Below are 26,500 nucleotides of genomic sequence, written 5' to 3' on the forward strand. Positions count from 1 at the left end.
AACTTACGAGGATATAACCAGCTTAGCGAAACCGATGCAAGTAAGGTTCACGTAGTATTTACATTATAGCAGAGGAGGTGGTGTGAAGGGAAGAGAAATTTCTAAAATTTAATAAAAAGCTGAGGATAAACCTTAGCCGGTCTTTTTGGCGTAAAAGAGAGAGAAATATACTGGAAATATTTAACATAGAAAATTAAGGCAAAATGTTATTATATGGTATTGTTAAAAAATTTACTCCTCATGGCTGCCGACGCAAAATTTTATATTGACACATATAGCAGATTAGTTTATAATAAAAGAAGGGTAAACGCTTTCCTAAAGTAGGGAAATTTTCTGAGCTGAAAAATATAAAAACTGATGAACAGTCATAACAGATTACGTTAGTACATATTTATTGCACATACATAGCAACAACAGTAATTATTTCGACAAGATGGTCGATACATATAAGATTAAGCAAATATTGAAAATTGTTGATGTTATCTAGAAATTTTTTTATAAAAAATATAATAAACTGAAGCTAAACAATTACAGAACCACAATGCTATAATTTATATCCGATATGTATAAATGCAATATGCAGAAAATGTAAGAAAATTAACCCATAACAAAATCAATTAAAGCAGAAAGTTAAAATCGCTTGACAATAAAACAGCTGTTTATGGCCTTAATCTATAGACTTAATAGACTCAGACTTCTCACATAAAAAATGGGCTTGGAACCTTGAAAAGTCAACATTTTTTGGCATAAAAATATAGAAACATCCTCTCTTTTATGGTATAATTGTATGGTTAAAAAACACAAAACTACCAAAGAGAGGATGTCTAGATAAATATTTTAACACAAGATACTTACGATGAAAAGAACATAATTACATCGATTATATCTTTTTGCAAAGAATATTCTGTTGGCAAGATACTTAAGAAAGCCAATGCTTATAAATCGAAGGGAATACCTGTAATCTATATTTTCATGTATCTTCTGCAGCTTGTTTACACGAAGAAAAGTATGTATATGAACATACTCAATGGAACACACAATGCAGGCTTTGGGAAAGATGTTGTGTATAGATTTCTGAATTCGCCTTTTATTAATTGGGCTACATTTATGCTGAATCTTGCTGTACGTATCATTGCCAAAATTTCAAGGCTAACTTCGGGTAGTAGAGTTAACGCAATAGTTGTAGATGATACTCTTTACAGCCGTCCGAGAAGCACGAAAGTGGAGCTGTTGGCAAATGTACATGATCATACAGGGAAAGGAAGTAGATTTAAGAGTGAGTTTGGGCTGTTGACTCTTGCATGGACTGATGGAGTAACACTCATTCCATTGCTATTTAGACATCTTAGTTCACAGGATAAGAAAAACAGGTTTACCGAGATAAATCCGAAGATTGATAAACGATCCTGTGGTTATAAAGCAAGACAACAAGCAATATCAAGTGCTCCGAAGGTTCTACTTGAGATGCTTGGGCAGATTGTAAAGATAGGAATTCCATCTAAGCATGTACTATTTGATTGTTGGTTTGCTTATCCCACTACTATCATAGAGATTGCTAAAATAGGGCTCAATGTAGTTGCAAGACTCAAGAAGACGCCGAAAGTTAAGTATTTGTTAGACGGGGAGAAAAGGACGTTATCTCAGATATATTCTTCAGCAAAAAAGCGTCGTGGGAGAAGTAGGTATCTTTTATCGGTGTGTGTTAAGCTTTATAACCAGGATAACGAAATGATTGATGCCCGTATTGTATATATTAGGGATCGAAACAACAGAAAAAATTGGATAGCATTGATTTCTACTGACATGGAATTATCTGAGGAAGAGATCATACAGCTTTATGGTAAGCGATGGGACATTGAAGTATTTTTCAAGGTTTGTAAACCGTATCTCAGGCTTGGTTCAGAATTTCGAGGGTTATCATACGATGTTATTACTGCTCATACCGCTATAGTTATGACGAGGTATATGATACTGGCATTGGAGAAACTGCAAAAGGAGGATCCGCGTGCTTTAGGGGAGCTATTTTTCGAATGTTACGATGAAGTTGCTGATATACAGTTTGCGGAGACGTTGGAACTTATACTCAGCTTACTTCGTGATGTTTTGGAAGAAATCTTATTTCTTTCAAGTAAACAAATTGATCAATTAATTGATGCTTTTATTGCAAAGCTTCCCGAGTACTATAAGAGGAAAATGGAGTATAAAAAGGCATCTTAATAGGTATATAAATTGGCTGAATTATTGATTTTTCAAGGTCTAGCAGTCAATATTTAACTGCGAAGTTTGAGTTAATAGAACTAATCTTGGGGTATATCGCTTTCATATAGGATAATTAAGCAAAAACAACAACAAGATAAGCGGCACCAACCATAAACAAATTTCCCTTAATGATTTTGCAATTTATCATTTTGACATCACTAAACTATTTTCTTTGTACATTAGGAGAGAATATAATAGGTAAAGTAGAAGAACTAGGAAGAGACAATGATTTTTGAAGTACCGAGATAAAAAATATAAAAGTAAAGCAGTTATTATAACGGCAATCAAAGCTTTTACATAAATAAAATGTTAAAGAGGGAAATCAATTCCTTAACATTAACAAATTGATCCAGAAGTTGAAGGAGCATAAATTTTTAGACGACGTAATCTCAGAAGTTAAGTTGTTTGAGTTTCATGCATGATTCCCTTCCTTTTTATGGTTCAAATTTATAAAAAATATAATTTGATAAAAGCGGAGGGGATCCTGCTTGAAATAATAAGTAAAATCCCGGAAAATAAAGAATTTCAGGATTTTACAAAAACCTAAATTTCTTAAACAAATTACAGAGAGGGGGAAATTTAAATGACAAAATCCATCAAAATGATTTCTTTCTTGTTGATCTTAATCCTCACAGCAGGCTTGTTTAGCGGATGCGCAGGAACATCGTCTGACAAAACAAGTAATGGTACTACGAAAGTAGAAGAAGATTTAACAAAAAATCAGGAGCAAAAATCAACTGATGGAGAATCTAAAGAAGGTGAAAGTACTGAAGCAGGAACTTTTGCACTTCCTATTGTGGATAAACCCATAACCTTTACTTATTGGGTGCCTTTCGGCGGAACAGCCAAAGAAATCATACCCGATTTAAGTCAAAATGAAGTTTATCAGGAGCTTGAAAAATTGACAAACGTGAAAATTGAATTCATTCATCCTCCAGAGGGTCAGGAGACAGAGCACTTCAATCTTATGATTTCTTCAGGCGACCTACCGGATATAATAGAACAAGGCGAAAGATACAAAGGCGGTATAGACAAAGCCATTGCCGACGGTATCTATATTAGGCTAAATGAGCTGGTAGACAAATATGCTCCCAACTTTAAAAAAATCATAGAATCGAATAAAGAACTAAAAAGACAAGTATACTCAGATGAGGGCAATTTGTTAGGGTTCGGAATGATTACCAGTGATGTTCCTGGAACATCATTAGAACCAACAGAAGAGAATCCGTGGTGTGGTCCTTTTATAAGGAAAGATTGGCTGGATGAACTAGGTATGGAGATACCCACTACCATAGATGAGTGGTATACTGCACTGAAAGCTTTCAAAGAACAAATGAATGCTGAGGTTCCCATGATATGGAACAATGCAATAGGTATGGAACCTTCAACAGGCGCTTTTGTAAGTGCTTTTGATATTGGTCCAGGTTTCTATATAAAAAACGGTGAAATAAAGTATGGTCCGATAGAACCAGGATTTAAAGAGTATTTGCAATTAGTAAACAAGTGGTATGAGGAAGGATTGATAGACAGGGATTTCCCAACCAGGGATGCCAAGAGCATAGATGCTCTTGTAATGTCAGGAAAAGTAGGCGCAAAATTACAGGACGGAACTGCATTGGTGCTAAAAGCAAGAGCTGTTGGTATTGAATTTGCAGGAGCTCCTTATCCAAAGAAAGACGAAAATAGTGAAATACACTGGAGATATAAAAATAATATATGTAGAGCCAACTACGGTGTTATAACATCTAAGTGTAAAAACCCCGAAATAGCTGTCAAATGGTTTGACTACCATTATACCGAAGATGGTTTCAAACTCTTCAATTTCGGTGTGGAAGGAAAGAGCTATACTGGCATAGATGAAAAGGGAAGACCAAAATATGTTGAATATATAAGCAAAAACAACTATCAGGATTTTGATAGGTACAATTCTGTATTCAGACTTCATAATGGACCTTATTTAAAGAGCGATCTCAGGAGTAACCCCAGAAGATGGATGGAAGACCTGGAACAGTATCGTGTTACATGGAATAACCAACCGGCCGACTATGTACTGCCTCCTATTACTCTGACAGCAGAAGAAGGCGCCGAATACGCCAAAATCATGAGTGATATAGAAGCCTATAGAAATGAGATGATGCTCAAATTCATCATGGGGCAAGAGCCTTTGGACAAATTTGATGAATATGTAAACAACATAAAATCCATGAACATTGACAGGGTTATAGAAATTTATAAAGCCGCACTTGACCGATATAACAAGAGGCTTGAAAAGGTTGAGTAAGAAAGAAGCTTTTTGCTTCTTTCTTACTCAACTCAATAATTTAAGGAGGAGACTACTATATGACTCGTGCCCAAATAAAAACTGATATCATAAGGAACAAGTATATATATATAATGGCATTACCTGTAGTTGCTTACTATATCATATTTCACTACATGCCCATGTACGGCGCTATTATTGCTTTCAAGGAGTTTAATCCGGCTCTTGGCATAATTAGAAGCCCTTGGGTAGGGTTAAAACATTTTAAAGACTTTTTTGAGGGCGTTTATTTTTGGAGGTTAATAAGAAACACTCTGCTCATAAGCATTTATAGCCTTGTATGGGGATTTCCTGCCCCGATTATTTTAGCTTTATTATTAAACGAAGTTAAAAATAACTATTTTAAAAGAACGGTTCAAACCATATCTTACCTTCCACACTTTATTTCTCTAGTGGTCGTTTGTGGTATAATAAAAGATTTTACCAGTACGGATGGTGTAATAAATGATATAATCGAATTTTTAGGTGGAGAAAGAACCAACTTCCTTATGATCCCAGAATGGTTCAGGCCTATATACGTAGGTTCAGGCATATGGCAAGAAGTCGGATGGGGCAGTATAATTTATTTAGCTGCTATAACAAATATCGATCCACAATTATATGAGGCTGCTACTATTGATGGTGCTAGTCGTTGGAAGCAAACATGGCATATTACTTTACCAGGTATTGTACCTACCATTGTCATCCTACTTATACTGAGATTAGGTGGATTAATGAGTGTAGGGTTTGAAAAGATAATTTTGCTTTACAATTCAGCTACTATGGAAACGGCTGACGTCATTTCCAGCTATGTATACAGAAGAGGATTATTAGATTTTGACTACAGCTTCAGTGCCGCTGTAGGACTTTTCAATTCGGTCATAAATTTAATATTGATAACATCAGCAAATAAATTCAGCAGGAAAATTTCAGAAACCAGTTTATGGTAGGAGGTACACTGTGATGGTTATAAAGAAAACAGCAGGCGAAAGAATATTTGACTGTATTAACACTATCTTTTTAGTAATGCTGGCAATAGCCTGCCTATACCCATTGCTATACGTATTATTTGCCTCCTTTAGTCAACCAATAGAGCTAATGAAACACCGAGGGCTTTTATTAAGGCCCCTCGGATTTACCATTGACGGATACAAGCTCGTCTTTAAAAACCCAAGTATAACCACGGGGTATCTAAATACGTTATTTTATGTTACTGCTGGTACGGCTATAAATTTATTCATGACGTCACTTGGTGCATATGTTCTTTCCAGAAAAAATGTGCTATGGAAAAACACAATAGCATTTATGATAACCATTACTATGTTATTCAGTGGTGGATTAATACCGTTCTACCTACTCGTTAAAAGCCTAGGAATGGTTAACACCAGATGGGCATTAATTATACCAGGCGCCATATCTACGTATAACCTTTTTGTCATGCGTACTTCGTTTGCCAGCATCCCGGACAGTTTAGAAGAATCCGCAAAGATTGACGGTGCAAACGACTTTATAATTTTGTTTAGAATAATACTACCTTTGTCAAAGGCTGTATTAGCTGTCATGACCCTATTCTATGCAGTTGGGCACTGGAATGCCTGGTTCAATGCAATGATATTCTTAAGAAAAAGGGAACTTTTTCCTTTACAATTAATACTAAGAGAAATACTTATAGCCAACGATATGCAAAGTATGAGTAACCTTGAAGGATTAGTAGACATAAGCGTTCAAGCAAATGCTGACATTGTATACTTCGCACGACTACTTGTGCAGTATTGTACTATAATAGTTGCCACCCTGCCCATTCTTTTCCTCTATCCTTTTGTACAAAAATACTTTGTAAAAGGTGTTATGATAGGTTCACTAAAAGGATAAAAAAATTGCATCAAAGCAATTTAATAGTAAAAACAGGATTCCCAACTTCTCATTCTTTATGGGAACCCTGTTTTTATTCTCGTTTGGCAAAACCTTCACTCTAACACATACAAACAACCTAAAAAATAGCTCTTACTCCTTTATCGCTCCCAGCATAATTCCAGCAACAAAATACCTCTGCAGGAATGGATAAACAATGAGCATGGGTATCATTGCAATAAACACCTTTGCAGCATTCAAAGATTGATTTGACAGTTCTGACAACCTTTTATATTGATCCGGAGTCAAGCTTGTATTTGTGGGAATGCTCACCACGAGCTGCTGAATATATGTCTGCAACGGATATTTGGTGGCATCGCTCATCAACACCAGTCCATGAAAGAATTCATTCCAGTGATAAACGCCTACAAACAAAGTAATGGTTGCAATAACCGGTATAGAGCAGGGAACAACTATTCCAAACAGTATACGCCATGGCCCTGCACCGTCAATTACCGCTGCCTCTTCAATATCCTTAGGTAGACTTCTAAAAAAATTCATAATAAGAATGGTATTGAATATTGGCAGACCTCCTGCCAGTACAAGTGCCCATATAGTATCTAGCAAGCCATAATTTCGAACAGTGATATACCATGGGATCAATCCACCATTAAAAAGCATACAAAAGATGAGAAGCCACATGATTATATCCCTGGATCTAAACTCGTCTTTTGATTTTGAAAGCGGATAAGCCATCATTATTCCCACTAAAAGCGAAATACCAGTTCCTAAAAGGGTACGCTGTATGGATATCCAAAAAGAGTTAAAAAATTTAATATCACTTACGATCTCCTTATAGGAAACAAGCGAAAAACCAATAGGATAAAACGTCACCAATCCCGCATTGGCCGCTGACTTATTTGAAATAGATAAACAAAACGTATACCAAAGAGGATACAAACAACTTAAAGTTATCAAACCAAGTATTACTATATTAGCGACATCGAAAGCTCTAGACCAAAACGTCCTATCCCTGACCAACAGCTATTCCCCCTCTAAAATATCTTGTAATCGGCAAATTTATACGCGAGCACATAAGAGATAGTAATCAACACAAAACTTACCACTGACTTAAATAACCCCGCCGCAGTTGCAAGAGAAAACTGCAAATTAGTGAGCCCTAATCTATAAATCCATGTATCCAAAATATCTCCTGTAGAATACACCAGAGGATTGTATAAGTTGTACACCTGGTCAAATCCTGCATTCAGAATATTACCAAGTCCCAGAACCCCTAATAGTACAATGGTAGGTCTTAATTCCGGCAACGTAACATACCGTGTTTTCTGCCAACGATTAGCGCCGTCAATGGTTGCGGCTTCATACAAATTAGGGTTAATAGACGTCAATGCAGCCAAAAAAATCACAGCATTAAAACCAAAGCTCTTCCAAACATCAGTCCCTATGACCAGCTGACGGAAAATAGACGGATCAGCCATGAATAAACGCGGTTCTAAACCAAACCAACTCCTAATGGTGTTTATGGCTCCCCTGTAACCAAATATATTTATAACTATACTGGCCATTATAACCCATGATATAAAATGTGGCAGGTAAACGATAGTTTGTACAAGTTTCTTATATTGCAATTGCGTAACTTCATTTAACAATAAGGCGAATATAAGTGGAACAAGAAGATTCAATACAATTTTACCGCTTGAAATAATGAGGGTATTTATAATTACCTGCTTACTATCATCTAATTGCATTAAATACCTAAAATTTTCCAATCCAATCCATTCAGAACCAAAAATCCCTAGCCCCGGATTATAGTCCTGAAAAGCCATAACAATGCCCACCATTGGAACGATGCTAAACAAAAACAGCCAGACCAATCCTGGTAAAACCATTAAATAGTAATGTTTTTCAACGTTTCCCCTCTTGCCTTTCATAATCCACTTCCCCTTAAATCTCAAAATTAAACCGTGAAAGAATTTTCATTAAGCGAGGTGCTGAAAATACCAGCACCTCGCTTAAATCAATTACATTCATTTATTTTTCTTATCATACTCAGCCTGTACTTCGGCAGTTATTTCGTCTCCGCCTTGTGCCTTCCACTTCTCTACAAATTCATCAAAGCTACTAATAGGTTCTTGCCCAAGGATAATCTTCAGAATAGCCTCATCTTCTAACTTCTGTAGATTAGCCCATTTCCTCTCCATGGTCTCAGTCTGGTTGTATGTCACGCTGTAAACCTTCTTATCAGGAGTAATTGTCGCATATGGGCGATTGCCTATTAGCAACGAGTAGAAGCGCTGGAACTTACCAAAATCAGTCTGATCAAAATCCTGTACATTCAGCATTTCGCTATTTGGATCAGCCGGTTTGACAACATTTTTTATAGCTTTAGCATCTGAGTACATCAGCTTATACGGATTGCCGGGTATATTGTAATCCTCTGGATCAGCTTCTCCTCTTAAAATTTTCCACAGCTCTTTGTATTCATATTCACACTCATCTGCCGGTGCCATAACATTGCGCAACGGATACCAACTAATCGCAACAGAAGTATCAAAAATACCCTCATCCCGCACAAGCACGTTGTTCATAATTATTATTGCTTTAGCAACATCTTCACTTGCCTTTTTACTGATCAACGTATACATCGTACCAACCGTTTTCATGCGTACATTCCACTTGCCGTCATCGCTGTAAACCGGATAGGCCTGCCAGTTAGCATTGGGGTCATTCTTAAACGAATCGCCATTACCATATCCTATGCTCCACCATGGTCCAAAGAAAATACCTGCCTGATTAGCGTTAACAACTTCGGCCGAAGAATCCCTTGTACCTAGTTCAGGGTCAATAATACCCTCCTTATACCACCTAGCAAGAAGTTCCAATGTCTTCTTTGTGTTCTCGGTTAGGGTGCCATATACCACTTTTCCTGTACCGTCATCCAACCAATATCCTGGGTAAGCATCCATGGCCTGAAATACAGGATCAAATCCGAATCTATTATTAGAAGACCGCAGGAATGTGCTGTAAGGACGACCGTTTTTGTCGGGACCTACTATACCGATGGTATGCTCCCCTGCCATCTTATTTTCAATAAACGCCTTTGCTGTCTTCTCAATATCGCTTAGAGTTTTTGGTACAGGAAGGTTTAATTTATCCAGCCAATCTTTGCGTATCATCATTACATATATACCATCAGTATCAACAGTAATGTTGGGGAGGGAAACCATCCTACCATTGTAGCTGGCATTCTCCATAGCACGGCCTTGAGTACTGGCCATAATTTCTTTTACCTGCTTAGAAGCATATTTTTCAAACAAATCCGTAATATCATAAAGCAATCCTGATTTTGCAGCTCTCACCATATAAGTGCGATCATTTACAACCAACCCATCAGGGAGATCGCCGGAAGCAATTGCTAGGCTGACTTTTTGATTGTAGTTCTCACCCTCTGCTGCAGTCCAATCTACAATAACGTTGATGTTAAAGTTTTCTCGTAAATAACGGGTATACTGATTATCCTGTGCACTGTCACCTGGAGGAAGTGTCTTATCAACCGGCGACACGCTCATGCCAATATGCACGTCAACCGGTTTAGGAAATTTCATAAATGCCGGGTCACCACTTGATTCACCCTCCGAAGAGCCATTTTCTGATGGCGTACTTTCTGATTCATTATTAGATGAAGTATTCTCATTGGCATCAGAACTGGGAGTTTTGCTCCCCGAGGAACATGCTACGCTCACCAATGCCAGCATACAAACCAACACAACCGCTATTAATTTTTTAATCAAGTTAATTCCCCCTTCCAATCATTTGTGCTCGAAAATTAGCAAGCCTTCGAGCATTTTGATATTTACACCTTTAATGATATTAAAGAAAAATATACTAGTAAACGGTGTACCGTTCTATGTTTATAATACATCTATGCGGATTTACTGCAGGAAGGGGACTTTTGTTATGAAGATATTTAACAATTATCGTTACACAAAGAAAATTTTTGTCTAAATTCCGACGGATACATACCAACCTGTTCATAAAATACATAAGTGAAATACTTGACATCCTCATAACCTACGGCCTGAGCTATGCTAGCCAATGATTGGCTTGACTCAAGCAGAAGCTTCTTGGCTACAGCGACTCTCTCCTTTTTTAGATAATCATTAAACGTAATTCCCACCACTTTTTTAAAGGCCTGTGAGAAATAGCTTCTGCTCATATTAACGTGGGAAGCCACATCCTCCTGACGAATTTTCTCGCCAATATTTTCTCTCACAAAAGCTTTTGCTTTCATAATACACACTGGTATATTGCTCAGGTCTTTGGATTGCGAAGCTTTGTTATACAAAGACTCTCTGAAATTCCTCATCCACTCGAGGGCACTCTCAGTATTTTTGAAATCCGGCATAGTTTCATTCTTGATGCCGGTAGCCAATTCAATCATCACCAAAAGCTTTATAAACAGCTGCTCTACATAACGCACCGGAACATTATTTTTTTCTATTTCTGAACACAACTCCTCAAATACTTCATCATCATAAAGCCAGTACAGCTGGTACCAATAGCGTTTTATCTTTTCCCACACCTCGGCATTTACACTCGTCTCAAAACTGCGTTCGGCATTCAATCCACCCGTCCTGCTTTTTTCTTCTATCTTCTGTACAATGCGCTGAAAAATCTGATCGTAATCTTCAGACTCGAGCTCTGCTTTAGAAATATAATCCAGTGCACCCAAGCGAAGTGCCGTTTGAACGTATTCAAAGTTCTCGTGAAATGTCAACACAACAAAATTAACGTTGGGATACAGTTTTCGTACTCTTTCCATCAATTCTATTCCCGACATTACAGGCATTGCAAGGTCAACAAACATCAGGTCCACCGGATTGTTTTCAAGAAACTCCAGGGCTTTTGCGCCATTGGGTACGTCGCCCACAACCTTCATGTTATATGAATCCCAGGGCATCATTGAAATGAGCCCTTTACGCGCTAGCTTATCGTCTTCAACTATCAATACGCGAATCACCATCTCGCCCTCCTTTAGCAGAATGGTAAGAAGAGCTTGACCGTCGTCCCCTCATGAGGCTTACTCTCAACAATCATTGAAGCGCGATCCCCATAAAAAGATTCAAGCATAAAATAAACATATCGTAAACCTATACCCTGACCAAACGCCCCATTATTCAAATGGCCTGGATAACTAATAGATTCGAGGATTTGCGGATCCAACCCTTTCCCGTTGTCTTGAATAACCACTTTAATCATATTGCTTTGATAATCTGGCGATACATCTATAGTTAGTATACCATTTTGATCAAGCCCATGGCAAATAGCGTTTTCTGCCAACGGCTGTAATATAAGCCGTGGTACATGGGTATCAAGATAATCGCCTTCTACCACGTTCACAAAGGCTTCAAAGTCATAGCGCATTTTTTGCAGATCCAGATAGGTCTGAAGCATTTTTATTTCAGTCCTAAGGGTGGTATCCTGATCCGTCTTCCCTAAGCTGTAGCTTAGAATGTAATTGAGTTTTGATATATAGTTGCTTATATCGTGCTGCTTGTTTATAACGGCCATCCAATGAACAGAATTTAACGCATTCATCAAAAAATGCGGATTAATTTGATAATACAATTTTTCCACTTCTAGAGCATGACGTTGTTTCTCCTTCTTCTCTATATCGCGCATAAGATCTTGAATCTGCATTTTCATGGTATTGAACCTATCAAACATTCGATCAAACTCTTCTATACCGATGTGATAGTTTATCATTGCCATATTACCCTTGCCAACTTCCTCCATCTCGCGCTCGAATAAATGTAATGGCTTATAGATCAATTGATAAAGCATGATACCGATCAAAGCAACAATAAGCAGAATAACAAAAGTAATAATCAGCATGGTGGTACTCCATGCATAAAGTTCACAGTTGTAGCTGCTTACCGGTACCAAAATGATATTTGTAAAACCATGTTGGCTCTTCCTTTGATTCCATATATAACCATTAATCCTTCCTGTTAACTCTTGGGAACCCAAATCAAATCTTTGACCAACACTAAAAATATCCGGAGAACTGCTATATTTTATCTCTTTATTTTCATCTATTTGTAAAAATATATATCTCATACGTTGAGCATTAAAAAGCGCGTCTAAACTTTTTTCGATATCGCTTCTCGCTTCAACATAAATTACCATGCTGACATCATTTGAAAATAAAGCAGTGCGTGTCACTGAGATAACCTGCTGATCTCCAAATCTGTATATAGACGGATGAAAGGTATGATAAGTTATTTCTAAATGTTGCTTTAACTTTGGTAGGTCTTCCAAGGAAAATTTCTCAATCGGAGGAAGGTTATAAAACAAAACAGCATCATATCGAGGATTATAATACATAGCAAGGACCACATTAGGATATGGATAGGTAATAAGCTCGATGTTTTTAGATATTCTACGTGTTAGTACGGATCTGTTATAAGGCTGAGTAGTAAAAAAATATTCATCCACATCACTACCTATATGCCCTTGTGGCATCATCTGCTGGGTAATCTGCATTATGCTGTAATAATCCCTGTCCAATTGATCCGTGAGACGTTCCAAGGTAGACGATATAGCCGTATTTATCTTGTTCTGCTGTATAGAAATAATTGAATTATATGAGACTATTGCAGAAAAGACTAGGCTTATTATGGTGCTAATTCCCAATAAAAAAATTAACCTTTGTTTAAGGGAATTAAATTTCAATACACTTACAGACTCCAATCCCATTATAATTTTCTTAAACAATAATATGATTTTGCTTATCACCGCTCACTCCCCTCAGCCATCCCATGAAAACCGTTTTTAATTTACTTATTCCCCCAATTCAAAATCCCAAAAATCCAGTACTGGTGCACCATTTCAGTGCACCAGCTCTCATGACTTCTTTGTGAACAATTTCGTTAATCCCTTATGATGCTCCGGTGAACACCAACCCCCACAACTGCCCCTGCGGAATCAATCAACACGTCTTTCACCTGCGCACCTCTGCCCGTAACAAACATCTGGTGTATCTCATCGGTAGCAGCGTATACAATACAGATGACCAAAGCCCATACAACGGCTTTAAATGTCGGAACGCCGCTTATGCTCAATGCGTTTACAGTTAAAACGCCCAGTACAAGATAGATTGCAAAATGGGCTACTTTTCTAATTAAGTGGTTCAACATTGCTACATCGAAAGTCAGCTCAGCTGAAGGCATAACTCTTTTTACCACTTGAATGATAAATAGAGTTACACTTTTGCTCAGGCCATCGGATTCATGTGCAGGTTGAGCCGAAAATAAGAAGATAACCGCCATCCAGGCAAATACAAGAATCCATGACACCAGTGTGGATATTTTTTTTTTCTTTCCCATCGCATACATTACATTTTCACGCTCAGCTTTTTGCAGAAAAAGTAACTGCCATTTTCATAACTGTGTCATGGACCCGCATCGTTTGAATACACGGCCGATTTATTTCTCATATCCGTTGGGGTTGTTCTTCTGCCAGTTCCACGAATCCCTGCACATGTCCTCGAGATTTTTCTCTGCCTTCCACCCCAGTTCCTTGTATGCCTTGGTGGGATCAGCATAGCATTTGTCTACATCTCCCGGCCTTCTCCCGGTAATGACATAGGGTATCTTTACGCCGTTAACCCTTTCAAAAGTCTTGACCACGTCAAGCACGCTGTACCCCACGCCCGTTCCCAGATTGTACACATCCACACCGCTGTCCTTCATCACCTTCTCCAGTGCCTTCAGGTGCCCTTTAGCCAAATCAACCACATGGATGTAATCCCTGACGCCCGTACCATCATGAGTGTCATAATCGTTACCAAATACATACAGCTTTTCTCTCTTTCCTACAGCCACCTGGGTTATATAGGGCATCAAGTTGTTGGGTATGCCGTTGGGGTCCTCCCCTATCCTACCGCTTTCATGAGCACCTATCGGGTTAAAATATCTCAGCAGAATAATACCCCACCCGTTATCCGCAACATACACATCCCTCAAAATCTCCTCTATCATATATTTGGTACGCCCATATGGATTGGTGGGGCAAAGCGGAAAATCCTCCTTTATGGGGACGCTTTCGGGCTTGCCGTATACAGTGGCAGAGGAGCTGAAGACTATTTTTTTAACGCCATGCTGCTGCATGACCTCACACAATATTATGGTACCTGTGATGTTGTTGTAATAGTATTTAAGCGGTATGGCCACCGACTCACCAACGGCCTTAAGCCCTGCAAAGTGTATGACGGCTTGAATGTCATTCTCCGAAAACACCTTGTCAAGCCCGTCTCTGTCCAGAAGGTCAACGGCATATACCTTGAAATCCTTGCCGGTTATCTCCTTTACACGCCTCAACGCTTCGGGTTTGCTGTTGGAGAAGTTATCCACAACAACGATGTCATAACCTGCGTTTAGCAGCTCCACGCAGGTATGGCTTCCAATATACCCTGCACCACCTGTTACGAGTATGGACATAGTATCCCTCCTCCTCTTGTACTTGTAATACAAACTATATTTAGCTCAAAATTAAAGCAAAATTCCAAATTCATAAAACAAAGCGCTGCAATGTTTTCTAGCCATAAATAGAATTTTTACCTCAGAACTAAAAACTATAATATCGTTAACATCTAATTTTAACCCTTACCTTCTCCCTTGTTTTCAATAACCCCTTTTAACAAATACACGATAAAAATAATCAATGCTGCAGCTGTAAGCAATGAAGAGGGTATATTTAGATTCATAACCCAGAGGCTAATATTCTGAATTCCTTCTCCTTTATCCCTGATATGCTGGATAATACTGCCCATTGAACTCCTTAGGATAAGATTATACACATGAGCTACAAAAGATAAAAGAAAGAAATAAAAACCACCCTTATAAAGAACATTCCTGGTTTTCATACCACGAGCACATACTAAAATACCCACCACCAGAGAAAATGTTATAACCACTGTCAAAAACACCAACACTTCTTTCACCCCAATTCCCTCATTTATACAATTATAAACTCTACCGACCGCCTGACAGCATAAAAATTCATTTCTTTCTTTACCATCACCGACAAATATTCTATCATATTTTTTCGGATAATTCATCTTCACTAAGATGGAATTTTATTACTAAAATAGAGTAAAATCCAATTGAATACATATCCTTTTAAAACATTCCGGCCATCTATTAATGCAATTTTAAAATGGCTACTGCAAAACACCACTACTTGCTCAAATACCACTCCTCGATGTTTCTGTATATATTGAGCTCCCCAAGGGCCTTGACGCCGTAAACCCTACTGCTGGTTACAAGCGAGGCGGTCTGAAAATACAGGCTGACCACAGGTAGCTGCTCGACCAGGTGCTTTTGTATGCGGCTGTAAAGCTCAACAAGCTTGGCATCTTCATAAGTCAAAGCCGCCTCATCAAGCAACTTGTCAAGTTCCTCATTGCGGTATCTCATAAAATTATTGAGACCATTCCCTATCTCCCCTGAATGAAACATGAACCCAAGTTCCGGAAATATGTCCAGATAATAGCCGGTCAATACCGCTTCAAACCGGCCACTTTTCAACCTTTCGGTCAGCTCCTCCCAAGGAAGGATTTCTACCTCCACTGCAATGCCCACACGTTTTAGCTGTTCAGCAATTATTTCCAAGGCATCCTTCCTCAAGATATTTTCAGCGTTTGTTAGAATAGAAAATCTAAGCTCAACTTTTTGAGACCCTATCATTTTGTACCTGACCCAATTATCCTCCTGCTGACTTTGTGCCAAACCGTCTTCAGCAGCTTCATTTTGCAACAATTGGCCTTCTGCGGTCCGCTCCTGTGCATTCTCGGCAGCCTCCTCTTCCAGCATCTGCCCTTCCTCAATCTGCTCCTGTGCATTTTGAGCATTGGACCCATTACTGGCGGTTTGATCTGTCTTGCCAAGCACCCAGCCCGCCTGCTCGAGCAGTTCAATTGCCTTATCAGGGTCGTAATCATATATCCTGTAACTGCTATCGTAAAGCCATGAATCGGAAGAAATGGGAACATCTACAGCTTCCGCGTTGTTCAAATATACCTTGAAAATGATATCCTTTCTATCCAGAGCATAGGCAATGGCTTTCCTAACGCTAACATCGCTCAATACCGGGTGGCTCATGTTAAACGCCAAAAATTCGTAATTGCGCGTGAGATATCGGTGAACCTTCGCATCCTCTTCCCTCGGATAGGGATTAATTACAGTAGCCATAATATTCATCAAGTCTATCTCTCGGTCATGGAAGGCCTGCCTTACCTGCATCTCATCATGATAAATCCGGGCCAGTATGGCATCGATATAAGGCTGTTTCCCCCAATATTTTTCGTTTCTCACTAACCTGATTTGCCTAAGCCCATTCCCCCTCTCCTCCCGCTCAATTCCTCCCTCATCTACCTTGTAAGGCCCTGTTCCTACCGGTAGGAAACTCATGTCCTGCCTGTGCTGCAGCATGAACTCATCGGATTGATACACCCATTTAGGAAGCACGGGGAAGGTCATAATATCCAGCATGTTGTTTACAGGTTGAGATAGATACACGTTCACCATATAGGGATCAAAGGGGTCCGTTTCAATCTTTTGTATACTTGCATTGCCGGCAATACCCTTTTGATAAAACGATCCAAGGCGTCCTCCCTGCAATGCCAAAAAGGTAAACACCACATCATCCCCAGTGAGCGGCCGCCCATCATGAAACACCACATTTTTTCGCAAATGAAAACGCCATAGTTTTCCGTCATCTTCCACATCCCATGATTCAGCCAAGCAGGGTTGAGGCTTCATATTCTCATCGTATTCAAACAGCCCTTCAAATATCAGACCAAAAAAATTAATCATATCCCTGGATTTGGTAAGCAAAGGATTAAGCGTATCAGGTGATGGTATGGGCACCACCAACTCGCCCCCCTTTTGGGGCTCAGGAGTTTGAGCCTCTTCCTCCTCAGTTTCACCCATTTCAATGTCCTGTTCTACAATATGAGGTGCCTCTACAATTTTACATGCTGTCAAAGTCAATATATAGATGACCAACGATATCAAAGCAAACCCTTTCTTCATACGCTCCCCAATCCCTCTCATCAATAGACATCATGTATGCGATATAGCTGTTTGTATTTATCGTAAGCGCTCCATACCCTGGCCACAAAATCCCGTGTCTCTTTAAAAGGGATATTATCCAACCCTTTCCCGTCTTTGCTGTACCTGGGATCTTGTAGCCATCTCTCGACATTGCCACTGCCGCCATTATACGCTGCAAGAGCCAAATCTAAATTCCCTTTGAAGTGATTGCGAAGCCTATCAAGATACCAGCACCCTATCCGTATATTCACCGCTGGGTCATAAAGGCTGTCATCGCTGTATCCTTCGATACCCAGCTTTTCTGCCGCCCACCGTCCAGTAGATGGAATGACCTGCATGAGCCCTCTTGCCCCTTTGTGTGACGTTGCAGCCTCGTTAAATTTGCTTTCAACCCATATCACTGCACACACCAGATATGGATCCAGCCTATATTCACTTGCATACTGAAGTATCAAGCCCTCGTATTTTAAGGGATACATCCTCCTCTGAACCCAACCGTACACCAACGCCACGCACAGTATAAATAATGCCAGTATGATGATGAGCACAAATTTAAAGGTCAAAGCTCTGCCCATAGCTGCTCCACCTGCTTCCGGGTATGCTCCAGGCCATGCGAATTATCTATTATTCTGTCAGCATACCGCCTCTTTATATCCTGATCCATCTGGCTGTTTATCCGGTTTAAGGCCTGCTGGCGCGTCAGCCCGTTCCGCTTCATAAGCCTTTCTATCTGAATCTCCCTGTCGGCCACAACCAGCCATACCTCATCCACCATATCGCACCATCCGGCCTCAATCAGCAGCGCAGCATCCACCACAACGGCCTTATAGCCGCCCCTGGACTTTAACGTATCTATTTCGGATAGCATCTGATGCTGAATTGCCGGATGTGTAATGGAGTTAAGTTTTTTTAAAGCTTCGGGGTTGGCAAACACCAGCTCTCCCAATTTTTTTCTGTCAATTTCACCATCGGGCAGCAAATACTCATCCCCAAAGGTTTCCTTTATCCTCTGCCACACAGGCGTTCCCTTTTTCATTATTTCCCTGGCAACCATATCAGCATCTATGACTGCAGCTCCCAAATCTGCAAGCATCCTGGATACCGTGGACTTGCCACAGGCTATCCCGCCGGTTAGTCCAATTACCTTCATGGCCCCTCCCGCTTTTCATCATGGTCATATCATATCAACTTAGATTAATTCCTTCACAATCATTTCGTTACACCATAACAAAATCATTACTATTTAAAAATTCCTTATAAAAATTCCTCATGCCATAACCGCAGCAATGTCAAATTTCTATATCATACCAAGTTATTATATCCTATTTAGCGTCATACCAGCTCCTGCCCACTCCTACATCCACTACCAGCGGAACCGAGAGCTTTACGGCATTCTCCATGCACCGCACCACCAAATCCTTTACCTCCTCCAATTCGGGCTTATAGGTGTCTATGATCAATTCATCGTGCACCTGCAATATGAGCTTTGACTTTAGGTTTCGCCTCTTCAATTCAGCATACACGTCATTCATGGCCTTTTTTATTATATCAGCCGCGCTGCCCTGTATGGGCGTATTCATGGCCAACCGCTCACCCTGCGAACGAATATTGAAGTTTCGGGACTTGAGCTCGGGTAAATACCTACGCCGGTTCATCAGAGTGGTCACGTAGCCCTGCTTTTTGGCGATTTCCACTATTCTCTCCATGTACTCTTTAACCTTTGGATAGCGGGCAAAGTAACTGTCTATATACTCCCTGGCCTGCCTACGGCTTATTCCCAAGCTCTTTGCTAGACCGTAATCGCTGATACCGTACACAATCCCAAAGTTAACCGCCTTTGCGCTGCTACGCTGCTCGGGAGTGACCTTGTCGATTGGCACGCCAAATATCTCGGAAGCGGTTCGCAGGTGTATATCCTGATTGTTCTTAAAAGCGTCGATAAAAGTAGGATCTCCCGACATATGCGCAAGTACCCGCAACTCAATCTGCGAGTAATCGGCGTCCACCAGGACATAATCCTCTCCGCTGGCAACAAACACTTTACGTATTCTACGCCCCATCTCAAGCTTAACAGGGATATTCTGCAAATTGGGCTCTGCGCTGCTGATCCTGCCGGTAGCAGTCACCGTTTGATTAAAGCTGGAATGGATCTTTCCATCCCTAGGGTCGATGACGCTCAAAAGCCCGTCTATATAGGTAGATTTAAGCTTCATCACCTGGCGATACTCGATGATTTTCTCCACCAATTCATGATACGGGCGCAGCTGTTCCAGCACCTCGATATCGGTGGAATACCCCGTCTTGCTCTTTTTTATGACCGGTAGCCCCAACTTTTCAAACAGCACACTGCCCAGCTGTCTTGGCGAATTTATGTTGAACTCTTCACCGGCCAGGGCATATATTTCCCGGGTAAGGCTTGATAGCTCGGCGGAAAACTCCTCTCTCAGCTGCTCCAGCATGTCTTTGTCCACTTTAAACCCCGTAATCTCCATATCGGCCAACACGTTTATAAGCGGATGCTCAATCTCCTCGTAGAGATAGAGCATCTCGGTCTCCTTGAGCTTGTCGCGCATATGGTCCGCCAGCAAGTATAGGTCAGCCGCATCGGCATCATCGACGTCTAGGTCAGCATACTCATAAAGCAGCTGGCTCAAATCGTAGCGATTTTTTGCTGTGTCCAACAGATAAGCCGCTATGAACACATCGAATTCAAGCCCTTCCACATGAATGCCATATCTGTAGGCCTCCAAAATCAACCTTTTGCCATCGTGTACGATCTTCCGCACCTCTTGCCTTTCTAAAAGGGGTTTTAACGCTATAAATATATCTTGCAGGTTTAACCCTTGAGACAGCAAATCGTTTTTTACTTTTATCCTGTACACCCTGCCTGGATTATCGGCAATGGTTACACAACCATCAGTTACCAATATGGCCAGCCTGATGCTCTTGGTGAGATTTTCCACCTGCTGTCGCAACTCTTCCCCCGTATTAACCTCTATCACGTTTTTTTCACGAACAGACGTTTTAACCGAAACCCTGCTCTCTGGCTGTATACCGAGCTTCTCAATTATGCTGTGAAACTCCAGCTCTTCCAGGAATTCCAGCAGTTCTCTCGAGTGCGGTATCTCATAACAGCAATCCTCCAGCTTTATATCCACCGGTGCATCCTGCATAATGGTGGCCAACCTTTTGCTCAGCATGGCCTGCTCCCGGTACTTGACCAGCGCCTCCTTAAGCTTTTGACCGCTTATCTTATCGACATTATCCAAAACCTGCTCAACAGTATGATATTGGTGCAGTAGTTTAAGAGCCGTCTTTTCGCCTATACCTGGAACACCGGGTATGTTATCGGAACTATCACCCATCAAGGCCTTTAAATCTATGATTTGAGCAGGAGTCAAGCCATACTCGTTCTTTATCCCTTCAACATCAAAAACCCGTACATCTGATATACCCTTTTTTGTCATAATAACCCTCACTTCGGGGGAAACCAGCTGAAGGGCGTCCCTGTCGCCGGTGACCAGATAAGCCTCCCATCCCCTTTCCCTGGCCAAACGCGCAAAAGTCCCCAGAATATCATCTGCCTCATAGCCCTCGACTTCATATATGGCTATTCCCATAAGCTGCAACATCCTCTTGAGAAGGTCAAACTGGGGAATGAGCTCCTCAGGAGTCTTTTGCCTTGTGGCCTTGTACTCGGTATAGGCCTCATGGCGGAAGGTGGGTCCCTTCTTGTCAAATGCCACCCCCAGATAGTCAGGCTTATAATCCTCTATTAGCCTTAAAAGCATATTGGTAAAGCCATATACGGCATTGGTAGGCACGCCCTTTTTATTTGTCAACATCGGTAGGGCATAAAATGCGCGGTGCATCAGGCTATTTCCATCTATTATCATCACTCTCGGTCGTCCCATGAAAATCTCTCCTTAAAACTTGGTATTTATCGAGCCAGCAGCCATTCATTGCTTGTATTACCTGACATTTAGACTTTATCATATCCACCATCAAAATTCAATCAGCCTTTTTGATTAACATATATTTCCTATGAATTGCTTTGCTTTTATTGTCAACCATAGTGACTATTGCTTAATATTGATGTCTTTTAACGTGTATTATATATGACGGATCAATATATAATTTACATAAAATTTATAATTAAAGGAACAGCGCTACAAAAGAAAAGTTTTAGCCTTTCACCAATAAAATTACCATAATTTTTATAATGACAAATATGTTACGATTATGTTAAAATGTATTACAGATATATAAAATATATTAAAAATTGGAGGTTATAGTTATGAAGAGACGTATTTCCGCAATTTTATTGGGTATCTTCCTAATAGGGTTGTTGCTCACAGCAGGACAAGCATCGCTACAGACAGCAGTACTGGCAGCAGCTGAAAAAGCATGCCCCGCCAAAGTAATGGTCACGGCGAACAACCTGAATGTAAGAGCAAACAGCAACACACAGTCGTCTATAATAGATGTTTTGAGGAATAACCAGGTAGTCAATGTACTGGGGCAGAAGGGCAACTGGTATATAATAAAGACCGATAACGGAGAAATCGGATCGATCCTTAAGTGGTTTACAAGGCCTGTGGAACAGCAGCCTGCACCACAGCAGCCTGCACCGCAGCAGCCTGCTCCACAGCAACCCGCTCCGCAGCAGCCTGAACCTCAACAGCCTGTTCCGCAGGAGCCTTCAAACCAGCTAAGCTATGAACAGTCAAGAATGTTGGAGCTGGTCAATGCCGAGCGAACAAAAGCAGGCCTCAAACCCCTTATATGGGATGCTGACCTGGCGAGAGTGGCCAACATCAAGGCCAAGGATATGGTTGACAACAATTACTTCAGCCATACTTCCCCAACTTACGGCAGTCCGTTTGAAATGATGAGGAAATTTGGCATACAATACAGGACTGCAGGCGAAAACCTGGCGGGCTATCCCTCTGTGGAAGGGGCACACAACGGTCTCATGAATTCGGAAGGACATAGGAAGAACATCTTAAGCCCCAGCTTCACGCATATAGGCATAGGGGTTCAAAAGAGCCCGAGATACGGTTATGTGTTCGTCCAAATGTTTGTCGGCAGATAACCGGATAATCAACAAAAGCGGTATCTACATGATACCGCTTTTTTTATATTTTATTCCCTCGTCCGAGAAGATTTCACATCCCCCAAAAAGAACGAGAAGATAGCAAATAGCTAAGGTCAAAAAGCAGAAAATCGGCTACACCCTTTATATGAAATCGCTACTTCCACAATCAGCCGTTTATCCTTCATACAACTGCATGTAGTGGTTCTATCAATTCCCTCTTAGCAAAAATCCTGGCCAGTTCCATATTGGGCACAATGAACGGTGGTAGTTTGCGGATTATTTTGGTATAATAATTTTTGAGGCGATCATCTACAACCAAATCAATGATGCGGGAGGAATGTAATATGGATAGACAACAGGTGCTAGACTTCTTCTTTAAAAGAAGGAGCATCCGGAAGTACAAGGATACGGATGTAAGCCAGGAAGACATAGACATCATCCTGAGAGCGGCCATGTCAGCTCCATCCGCAGGGAATCAGCAGCCCTGGCATTTCATAGTAGTAGACGACCGCCAAAAGATGAAGGAGATCACCAAATACCACCCCTATTCTTCAATGCTCAACACAGCACCCAAGTGCATCATCGTAGCAGGGGACGTGTCTTCGCAAAGATACGAAGGCTACTGGGTACAGGACTGTGCAGCTGCCACACAGAACATGCTGCTGGCCATAGCGCAGCTAGGGTTGGGCGGAGTATGGTTGGGCGTCCATCCAAGGAAGGAACGTGAGGAAGCGATCCGCAAGATATTCAACATTCCTGACCATATTGTGCCCTTCGCTATCGTGGCAATCGGCGTACCGGATGAGGAAAAAGGTCCATCCGACAGATACAATCCCGAAAGAATACATATAAACACGTGGTGAAAGCAATGAGAGTTTTTATTGCCATTGAGTTTGAACAGCATATAAAGGATTACCTAAATAAAATCCAGAAACAGGTAATGAGCTACAGCACCGATGGAAACTTTTCAAGGCCGGAAAATTTCCACCTAACGCTCAAATTCATAGGAGAGGTACAGCCGTCTTTTTTGGGCAGCATTACTGCAGCGATGGCACAATCGGTCCATGGCATAAAGCCTTTTAAGCTTCGCCTACACAATCTTGGGAACTTCCCTCGGGGAAATAAGATGATCATATGGATGGGAGTGGGCGGAGAGCTGGATGTGCTAAACCTGCTGTTTAACCAGCTGGAAACATCGCTGGGCAGCATAGGCATTGCTAAAGACACAAGGGGATATTCGCCCCATATTACCCTGGGCAGGGAGGTGCGCCTGGCAGTGCCCTTCTCAAAAGTTGCCAGCGCTGTTGCAATAGACCACCAGCAACAGATAATCGAGGTGCACAAAATATCCCTCATGGAAAGCAAAAGAGAAGAAGGCCGCCTTATGTACATCCCCCTCCACAGACAACCGTTGGCCGATTAATCCCAGCCAGCAGGTGCTATTGCAACAACAAATGCGCCAGCTTCCCTCACCCCTTTAACTCTTTGATTTCTCTAACTTTCATTCCATAGTTGTTAGCGTTTTGCCACTATCGTTCTGCACGCCTCCAAAAAGATTCCTACATCCACCGAATACGATAGATATTGAACTCCTGCTTTTTTCCATCGCTTGAGACCCTCCAGGCTATCGATAAACGTCCCGATAATCTTATTCTTGCCTTTAGCCTTATTCACGATAAATTCCATTTGCTCAATTACCCTAGGATTTTTCACGTCACCCGGTACCCCCAGTGATTGAGACAAGTCATACGGCCCTATAAACAGCATATCCACTCCTTCAACTTCCAAGATCTCATCGATGTTTTTAAGCACTTCCTGCCCTTCTAACTGCAGAATAAGTTATCATCGGCTGAACGAAAATATTCGTACCTGTCCATTGCAGAATAACGGGCCGCTCTGACAAACCGGCACACCCCCCGGCTTCCATTGGGATAAAACCTGGCTGCTTTTACCACCTTTTCAGCTTCCTCAGCATTGGTTATCTGTGGCACCTGAACGCCCAGTGCCCCGATGTCCAGTGCTTTGGCTATATTGACCTCCTGGTGATCCTGAACCCTTATGATTGGCACAATACCTGAAACCAGCGCCGCTCTAATGTTATTTTGCATGCTTTCAATGCTCACCGGACCGTGTTCAGTATCCAGTATAGCAAAGTCAAAGCCTGCATACCCAGCCACCTCAACAAAAGCAGGATCTCCCGTCTTCATAAATGGATCTATAACATATCCATTGTTAAGTTTTTGTTTGAAGCTTTTGAGCAGTTCTTTCATTTAACAATTAATAGAAAACACATCAAAATTTTCATAGCCTGCCAGTAGGTTCTCATTAGCAATATAAGCGTACCGCATACCGAGATTCATATGATGTGGATCTACTCTCTTGCAAGCAACGCTGGGAATCTCCACATATGCCTTGATCATCATTCTTGAAAACTCATTCAGGTCCTCTGACGCCTTTTTGGATAGCTTTGATGCACGCTTAACGCCTTTCCTAAGTTCGCCAAAACTGTGCAATGCAAGATTCCAAGCCCGATTGAATTTTTCAATATCACCGTCATACCGTGTTGACAAGAATTTTATTAGAACCTCCTTTGAGACCAAATCCTCCTCATTCTCTAGCAGCTCTTCAGCAATATTCAAATCGTGGATAAAAGCCCATTGTGGTTCATTCCTCAAAAAGTATCCGATCATGTAAGGATCCCCTTCAAATTCCTTGAGCTGCTCAGCAAACTTCTCTGCATTATTCTTGTATTCCTGGCTGAATACGTCGGGGAAATCTCTAAAAACCTTTTTAGTAGTATCAGGGAAATCCCTTAAAGGCCACACATATGGCAACTTGGCATAGCGTATAAACTTAAGCGATGACCAATTGCCAACGGTGTTAAATCCCCATTCAATAAGCCTTCTTCTAGTAATTTTTGCCCATTCATCCCACCATGCCTCACCAAACACCCTGATTAGGTTGGCTATCGCGAAATCAAAATACTCGCCCCTATCTCCCTTGCTCCAAGCCTCTTTATATATACCATCTTCATCGGGTAACCAATTATATAGCTTTTTGATGCCATCAACCCTTCCCGGAACCCCCGGACTGATACAGTCAAGGCCTATGCTCAAAAATGCATATCCATCTGGATCAACCAACCACCACCGTTTTCCATCATGCTCAGCTCTAAAGTACCCGGTGGAGTCAAATCTCTTCTCCAGCCATCCACCATATTTGCTTCTATTATCAAATAATGCTATATCGTCGGATTTCGCAGCTTCTTTTCTGAGCCATGTTTTAAGCTCATCTACACTTTTCGTTTTGCCAGGCCACTCACGATCATCAAGCTGTCCCAGCTCATCCACAAGCTTGACATCAGGCAGAGGATAATCGGGTTCAACATCCGAAAGATGAAGGTTGGATATTTCCAGCTTATGATCTTTGAAATATTTCATTGTTCCAATGGCAAATCGGTCTACTTCTTCTATCGCTACCTTGTTACCAAACACTACGGTTTTAAGCTTGCCAGGAGTCCTATCCAGAAACATCCTTTGAGAGTTTAAAGCCTCAAGGGGGAATGATAGTCTAGTCTTAAGTCTTGGAAAAAGTCCAAGGATTACAGTCAAATTAGGCTGATCGCCAGGATTTTCCTTAGCCCAAAATTCCAAGGTCACCCCCATCACATAATTCTCGTGGTTGATAGCATCAAAAACTATATACTTAACATCCCTCCAGTCAACACCTGTTTGTTGTAAAATAAAAATGGACAGAGTTGCAAAGTAAAAATCCCCACTTTTGCAACTTAAAATTCCCCAGATTTGCAAAGGTCATTGCAGGCACCCACAAAAACCTTTATCCTTGTAGTTAGGT

At 41.0% G+C, this 26,500-nt stretch carries 22 protein-coding genes; 7 read left to right on the forward strand and 15 right to left on the reverse strand.

Annotated elements, in window-relative coordinates; translation table 11 throughout:
- Positions 1 to 882: 882 nt before the first annotated feature.
- The 4 genes from KVG29_RS11455 to KVG29_RS11470 all read left to right on the forward strand — a co-directional run bounded on the left by KVG29_RS11455 (position 883) and on the right by KVG29_RS11470 (position 6,430).
- Positions 883 to 2,217, forward strand: a complete 1,335-nt coding sequence (locus KVG29_RS11455; protein ID WP_420840562.1) for an IS4 family transposase — start codon at positions 883 to 885, stop codon at positions 2,215 to 2,217.
- A gap of 625 nt (positions 2,218 to 2,842) precedes the next feature.
- On the forward strand, positions 2,843 to 4,540 hold the full coding sequence (locus KVG29_RS11460; protein WP_252228580.1) for an extracellular solute-binding protein: 1,698 nt from the start codon (positions 2,843 to 2,845) through the stop codon (positions 4,538 to 4,540).
- A gap of 59 nt (positions 4,541 to 4,599) precedes the next feature.
- On the forward strand, positions 4,600 to 5,508 hold the full coding sequence (locus KVG29_RS11465; RefSeq protein WP_252228581.1) for an ABC transporter permease: 909 nt from the start codon (positions 4,600 to 4,602) through the stop codon (positions 5,506 to 5,508).
- A gap of 13 nt (positions 5,509 to 5,521) precedes the next feature.
- The gene (locus KVG29_RS11470; RefSeq protein WP_252228598.1) at positions 5,522 to 6,430 is read left to right on the forward strand and encodes a carbohydrate ABC transporter permease; all 909 of its coding nucleotides are present in this window, start codon (positions 5,522 to 5,524) and stop codon (positions 6,428 to 6,430) included.
- Between the two features lie 132 nt (positions 6,431 to 6,562).
- On the opposite strand, the gene KVG29_RS11475 is transcribed toward KVG29_RS11470, so the two are convergent.
- From KVG29_RS11475 to polA, 12 genes are all read right to left on the reverse strand, one after another.
- A complete protein-coding gene (locus tag KVG29_RS11475; RefSeq protein ID WP_420840561.1) occupies positions 6,563 to 7,450 on the reverse strand; it encodes a carbohydrate ABC transporter permease in 888 nt (295 codons plus the stop codon).
- 14 nt (positions 7,451 to 7,464) lie between these two features.
- Positions 7,465 to 8,361, reverse strand: coding sequence for an ABC transporter permease (locus KVG29_RS11480; RefSeq protein ID WP_252228582.1), 897 nt, complete (start codon positions 8,359 to 8,361; stop codon positions 7,465 to 7,467).
- A 96-nt stretch (positions 8,362 to 8,457) separates the two neighbouring features.
- Positions 8,458 to 10,221, reverse strand: coding sequence for an extracellular solute-binding protein (locus KVG29_RS11485; protein ID WP_252228583.1), 1,764 nt, complete (start codon positions 10,219 to 10,221; stop codon positions 8,458 to 8,460).
- A 176-nt stretch (positions 10,222 to 10,397) separates the two neighbouring features.
- Positions 10,398 to 11,453, reverse strand: coding sequence for a response regulator transcription factor (locus KVG29_RS11490; protein ID WP_252228584.1), 1,056 nt, complete (start codon positions 11,451 to 11,453; stop codon positions 10,398 to 10,400).
- A gap of 11 nt (positions 11,454 to 11,464) precedes the next feature.
- Positions 11,465 to 13,228 (reverse strand): sensor histidine kinase, encoded by a 1,764-nt coding sequence (locus tag KVG29_RS12535; protein ID WP_252228585.1) that lies wholly within the window; start codon positions 13,226 to 13,228, stop codon positions 11,465 to 11,467.
- Positions 13,229 to 13,362: 134 nt separating this feature from the next.
- Entirely contained in the window at positions 13,363 to 13,818 is a 456-nt protein-coding gene (locus KVG29_RS11500) for a VanZ family protein (RefSeq protein WP_252228586.1), read from the reverse strand.
- Positions 13,819 to 13,917: 99 nt separating this feature from the next.
- On the reverse strand, positions 13,918 to 14,931 hold the full coding sequence (galE, locus tag KVG29_RS11505) for a UDP-glucose 4-epimerase GalE (RefSeq protein ID WP_252228587.1): 1,014 nt from the start codon (positions 14,929 to 14,931) through the stop codon (positions 13,918 to 13,920).
- A gap of 158 nt (positions 14,932 to 15,089) precedes the next feature.
- Positions 15,090 to 15,557: a hypothetical protein gene (locus tag KVG29_RS11510; protein ID WP_252228588.1), complete on the reverse strand. Its 468-nt coding sequence runs from the start codon at positions 15,555 to 15,557 to the stop codon at positions 15,090 to 15,092.
- A 112-nt stretch (positions 15,558 to 15,669) separates the two neighbouring features.
- Complete coding sequence (locus KVG29_RS11515) at positions 15,670 to 17,526, reverse strand: ABC transporter substrate-binding protein (RefSeq protein WP_252228589.1); 1,857 nt, start codon at positions 17,524 to 17,526, stop codon at positions 15,670 to 15,672.
- Positions 17,527 to 17,546: 20 nt separating this feature from the next.
- The gene (locus KVG29_RS11520) at positions 17,547 to 18,122 is read right to left on the reverse strand and encodes a lytic transglycosylase domain-containing protein (RefSeq protein WP_252228590.1); all 576 of its coding nucleotides are present in this window, start codon (positions 18,120 to 18,122) and stop codon (positions 17,547 to 17,549) included.
- Complete coding sequence (gene coaE / locus KVG29_RS11525) at positions 18,107 to 18,697, reverse strand: dephospho-CoA kinase (protein ID WP_252228591.1); 591 nt, start codon at positions 18,695 to 18,697, stop codon at positions 18,107 to 18,109. The genes KVG29_RS11520 and coaE overlap by 16 nt, the downstream gene beginning before the upstream one ends.
- Positions 18,698 to 18,869: 172 nt before the next feature.
- Positions 18,870 to 21,461, reverse strand: coding sequence for a DNA polymerase I (gene polA, locus KVG29_RS11530; protein WP_252228592.1), 2,592 nt, complete (start codon positions 21,459 to 21,461; stop codon positions 18,870 to 18,872).
- Between the two features lie 383 nt (positions 21,462 to 21,844).
- On the opposite strand from polA, the gene KVG29_RS11535 reads away from it, so the two are divergent.
- The 3 genes from KVG29_RS11535 (at position 21,845) to thpR (ending at position 24,068) form a co-directional block, all read left to right on the forward strand.
- The gene (locus KVG29_RS11535) at positions 21,845 to 22,642 is read left to right on the forward strand and encodes a CAP domain-containing protein (protein ID WP_252228593.1); all 798 of its coding nucleotides are present in this window, start codon (positions 21,845 to 21,847) and stop codon (positions 22,640 to 22,642) included.
- A gap of 347 nt (positions 22,643 to 22,989) precedes the next feature.
- A complete protein-coding gene (locus KVG29_RS11540) occupies positions 22,990 to 23,508 on the forward strand; it encodes a nitroreductase family protein (protein WP_252228594.1) in 519 nt (172 codons plus the stop codon).
- Positions 23,509 to 23,513: 5 nt separating this feature from the next.
- Entirely contained in the window at positions 23,514 to 24,068 is a 555-nt protein-coding gene (gene thpR / locus KVG29_RS11545) for an RNA 2',3'-cyclic phosphodiesterase (protein WP_092282149.1), read from the forward strand.
- 92 nt (positions 24,069 to 24,160) lie between these two features.
- On the opposite strand, the gene KVG29_RS11550 is transcribed toward thpR, so the two are convergent.
- The 3 genes from KVG29_RS11550 to KVG29_RS11560 are packed head-to-tail and all read right to left on the reverse strand — an operon-like array spanning position 24,161 to position 26,298.
- Complete coding sequence (locus KVG29_RS11550; RefSeq protein WP_252228595.1) at positions 24,161 to 24,457, reverse strand: aldolase/citrate lyase family protein; 297 nt, start codon at positions 24,455 to 24,457, stop codon at positions 24,161 to 24,163.
- Positions 24,458 to 24,468: 11 nt separating this feature from the next.
- Positions 24,469 to 24,915 carry an HpcH/HpaI aldolase family protein gene (locus KVG29_RS11555; RefSeq protein ID WP_252228596.1) on the reverse strand — a complete coding sequence of 149 codons (447 nt, stop codon included), beginning with the start codon at positions 24,913 to 24,915 and terminating at the stop codon, positions 24,469 to 24,471.
- The gene (locus KVG29_RS11560) at positions 24,916 to 26,298 is read right to left on the reverse strand and encodes a hypothetical protein (RefSeq protein WP_252228597.1); all 1,383 of its coding nucleotides are present in this window, start codon (positions 26,296 to 26,298) and stop codon (positions 24,916 to 24,918) included.
- Positions 26,299 to 26,500: the final 202 nt, after the last annotated feature.

The organism is Caldicoprobacter algeriensis (assembly GCF_023838525.1).
Classification (GTDB): domain Bacteria; phylum Bacillota; class Clostridia; order Caldicoprobacterales; family Caldicoprobacteraceae; genus Caldicoprobacter; species Caldicoprobacter algeriensis.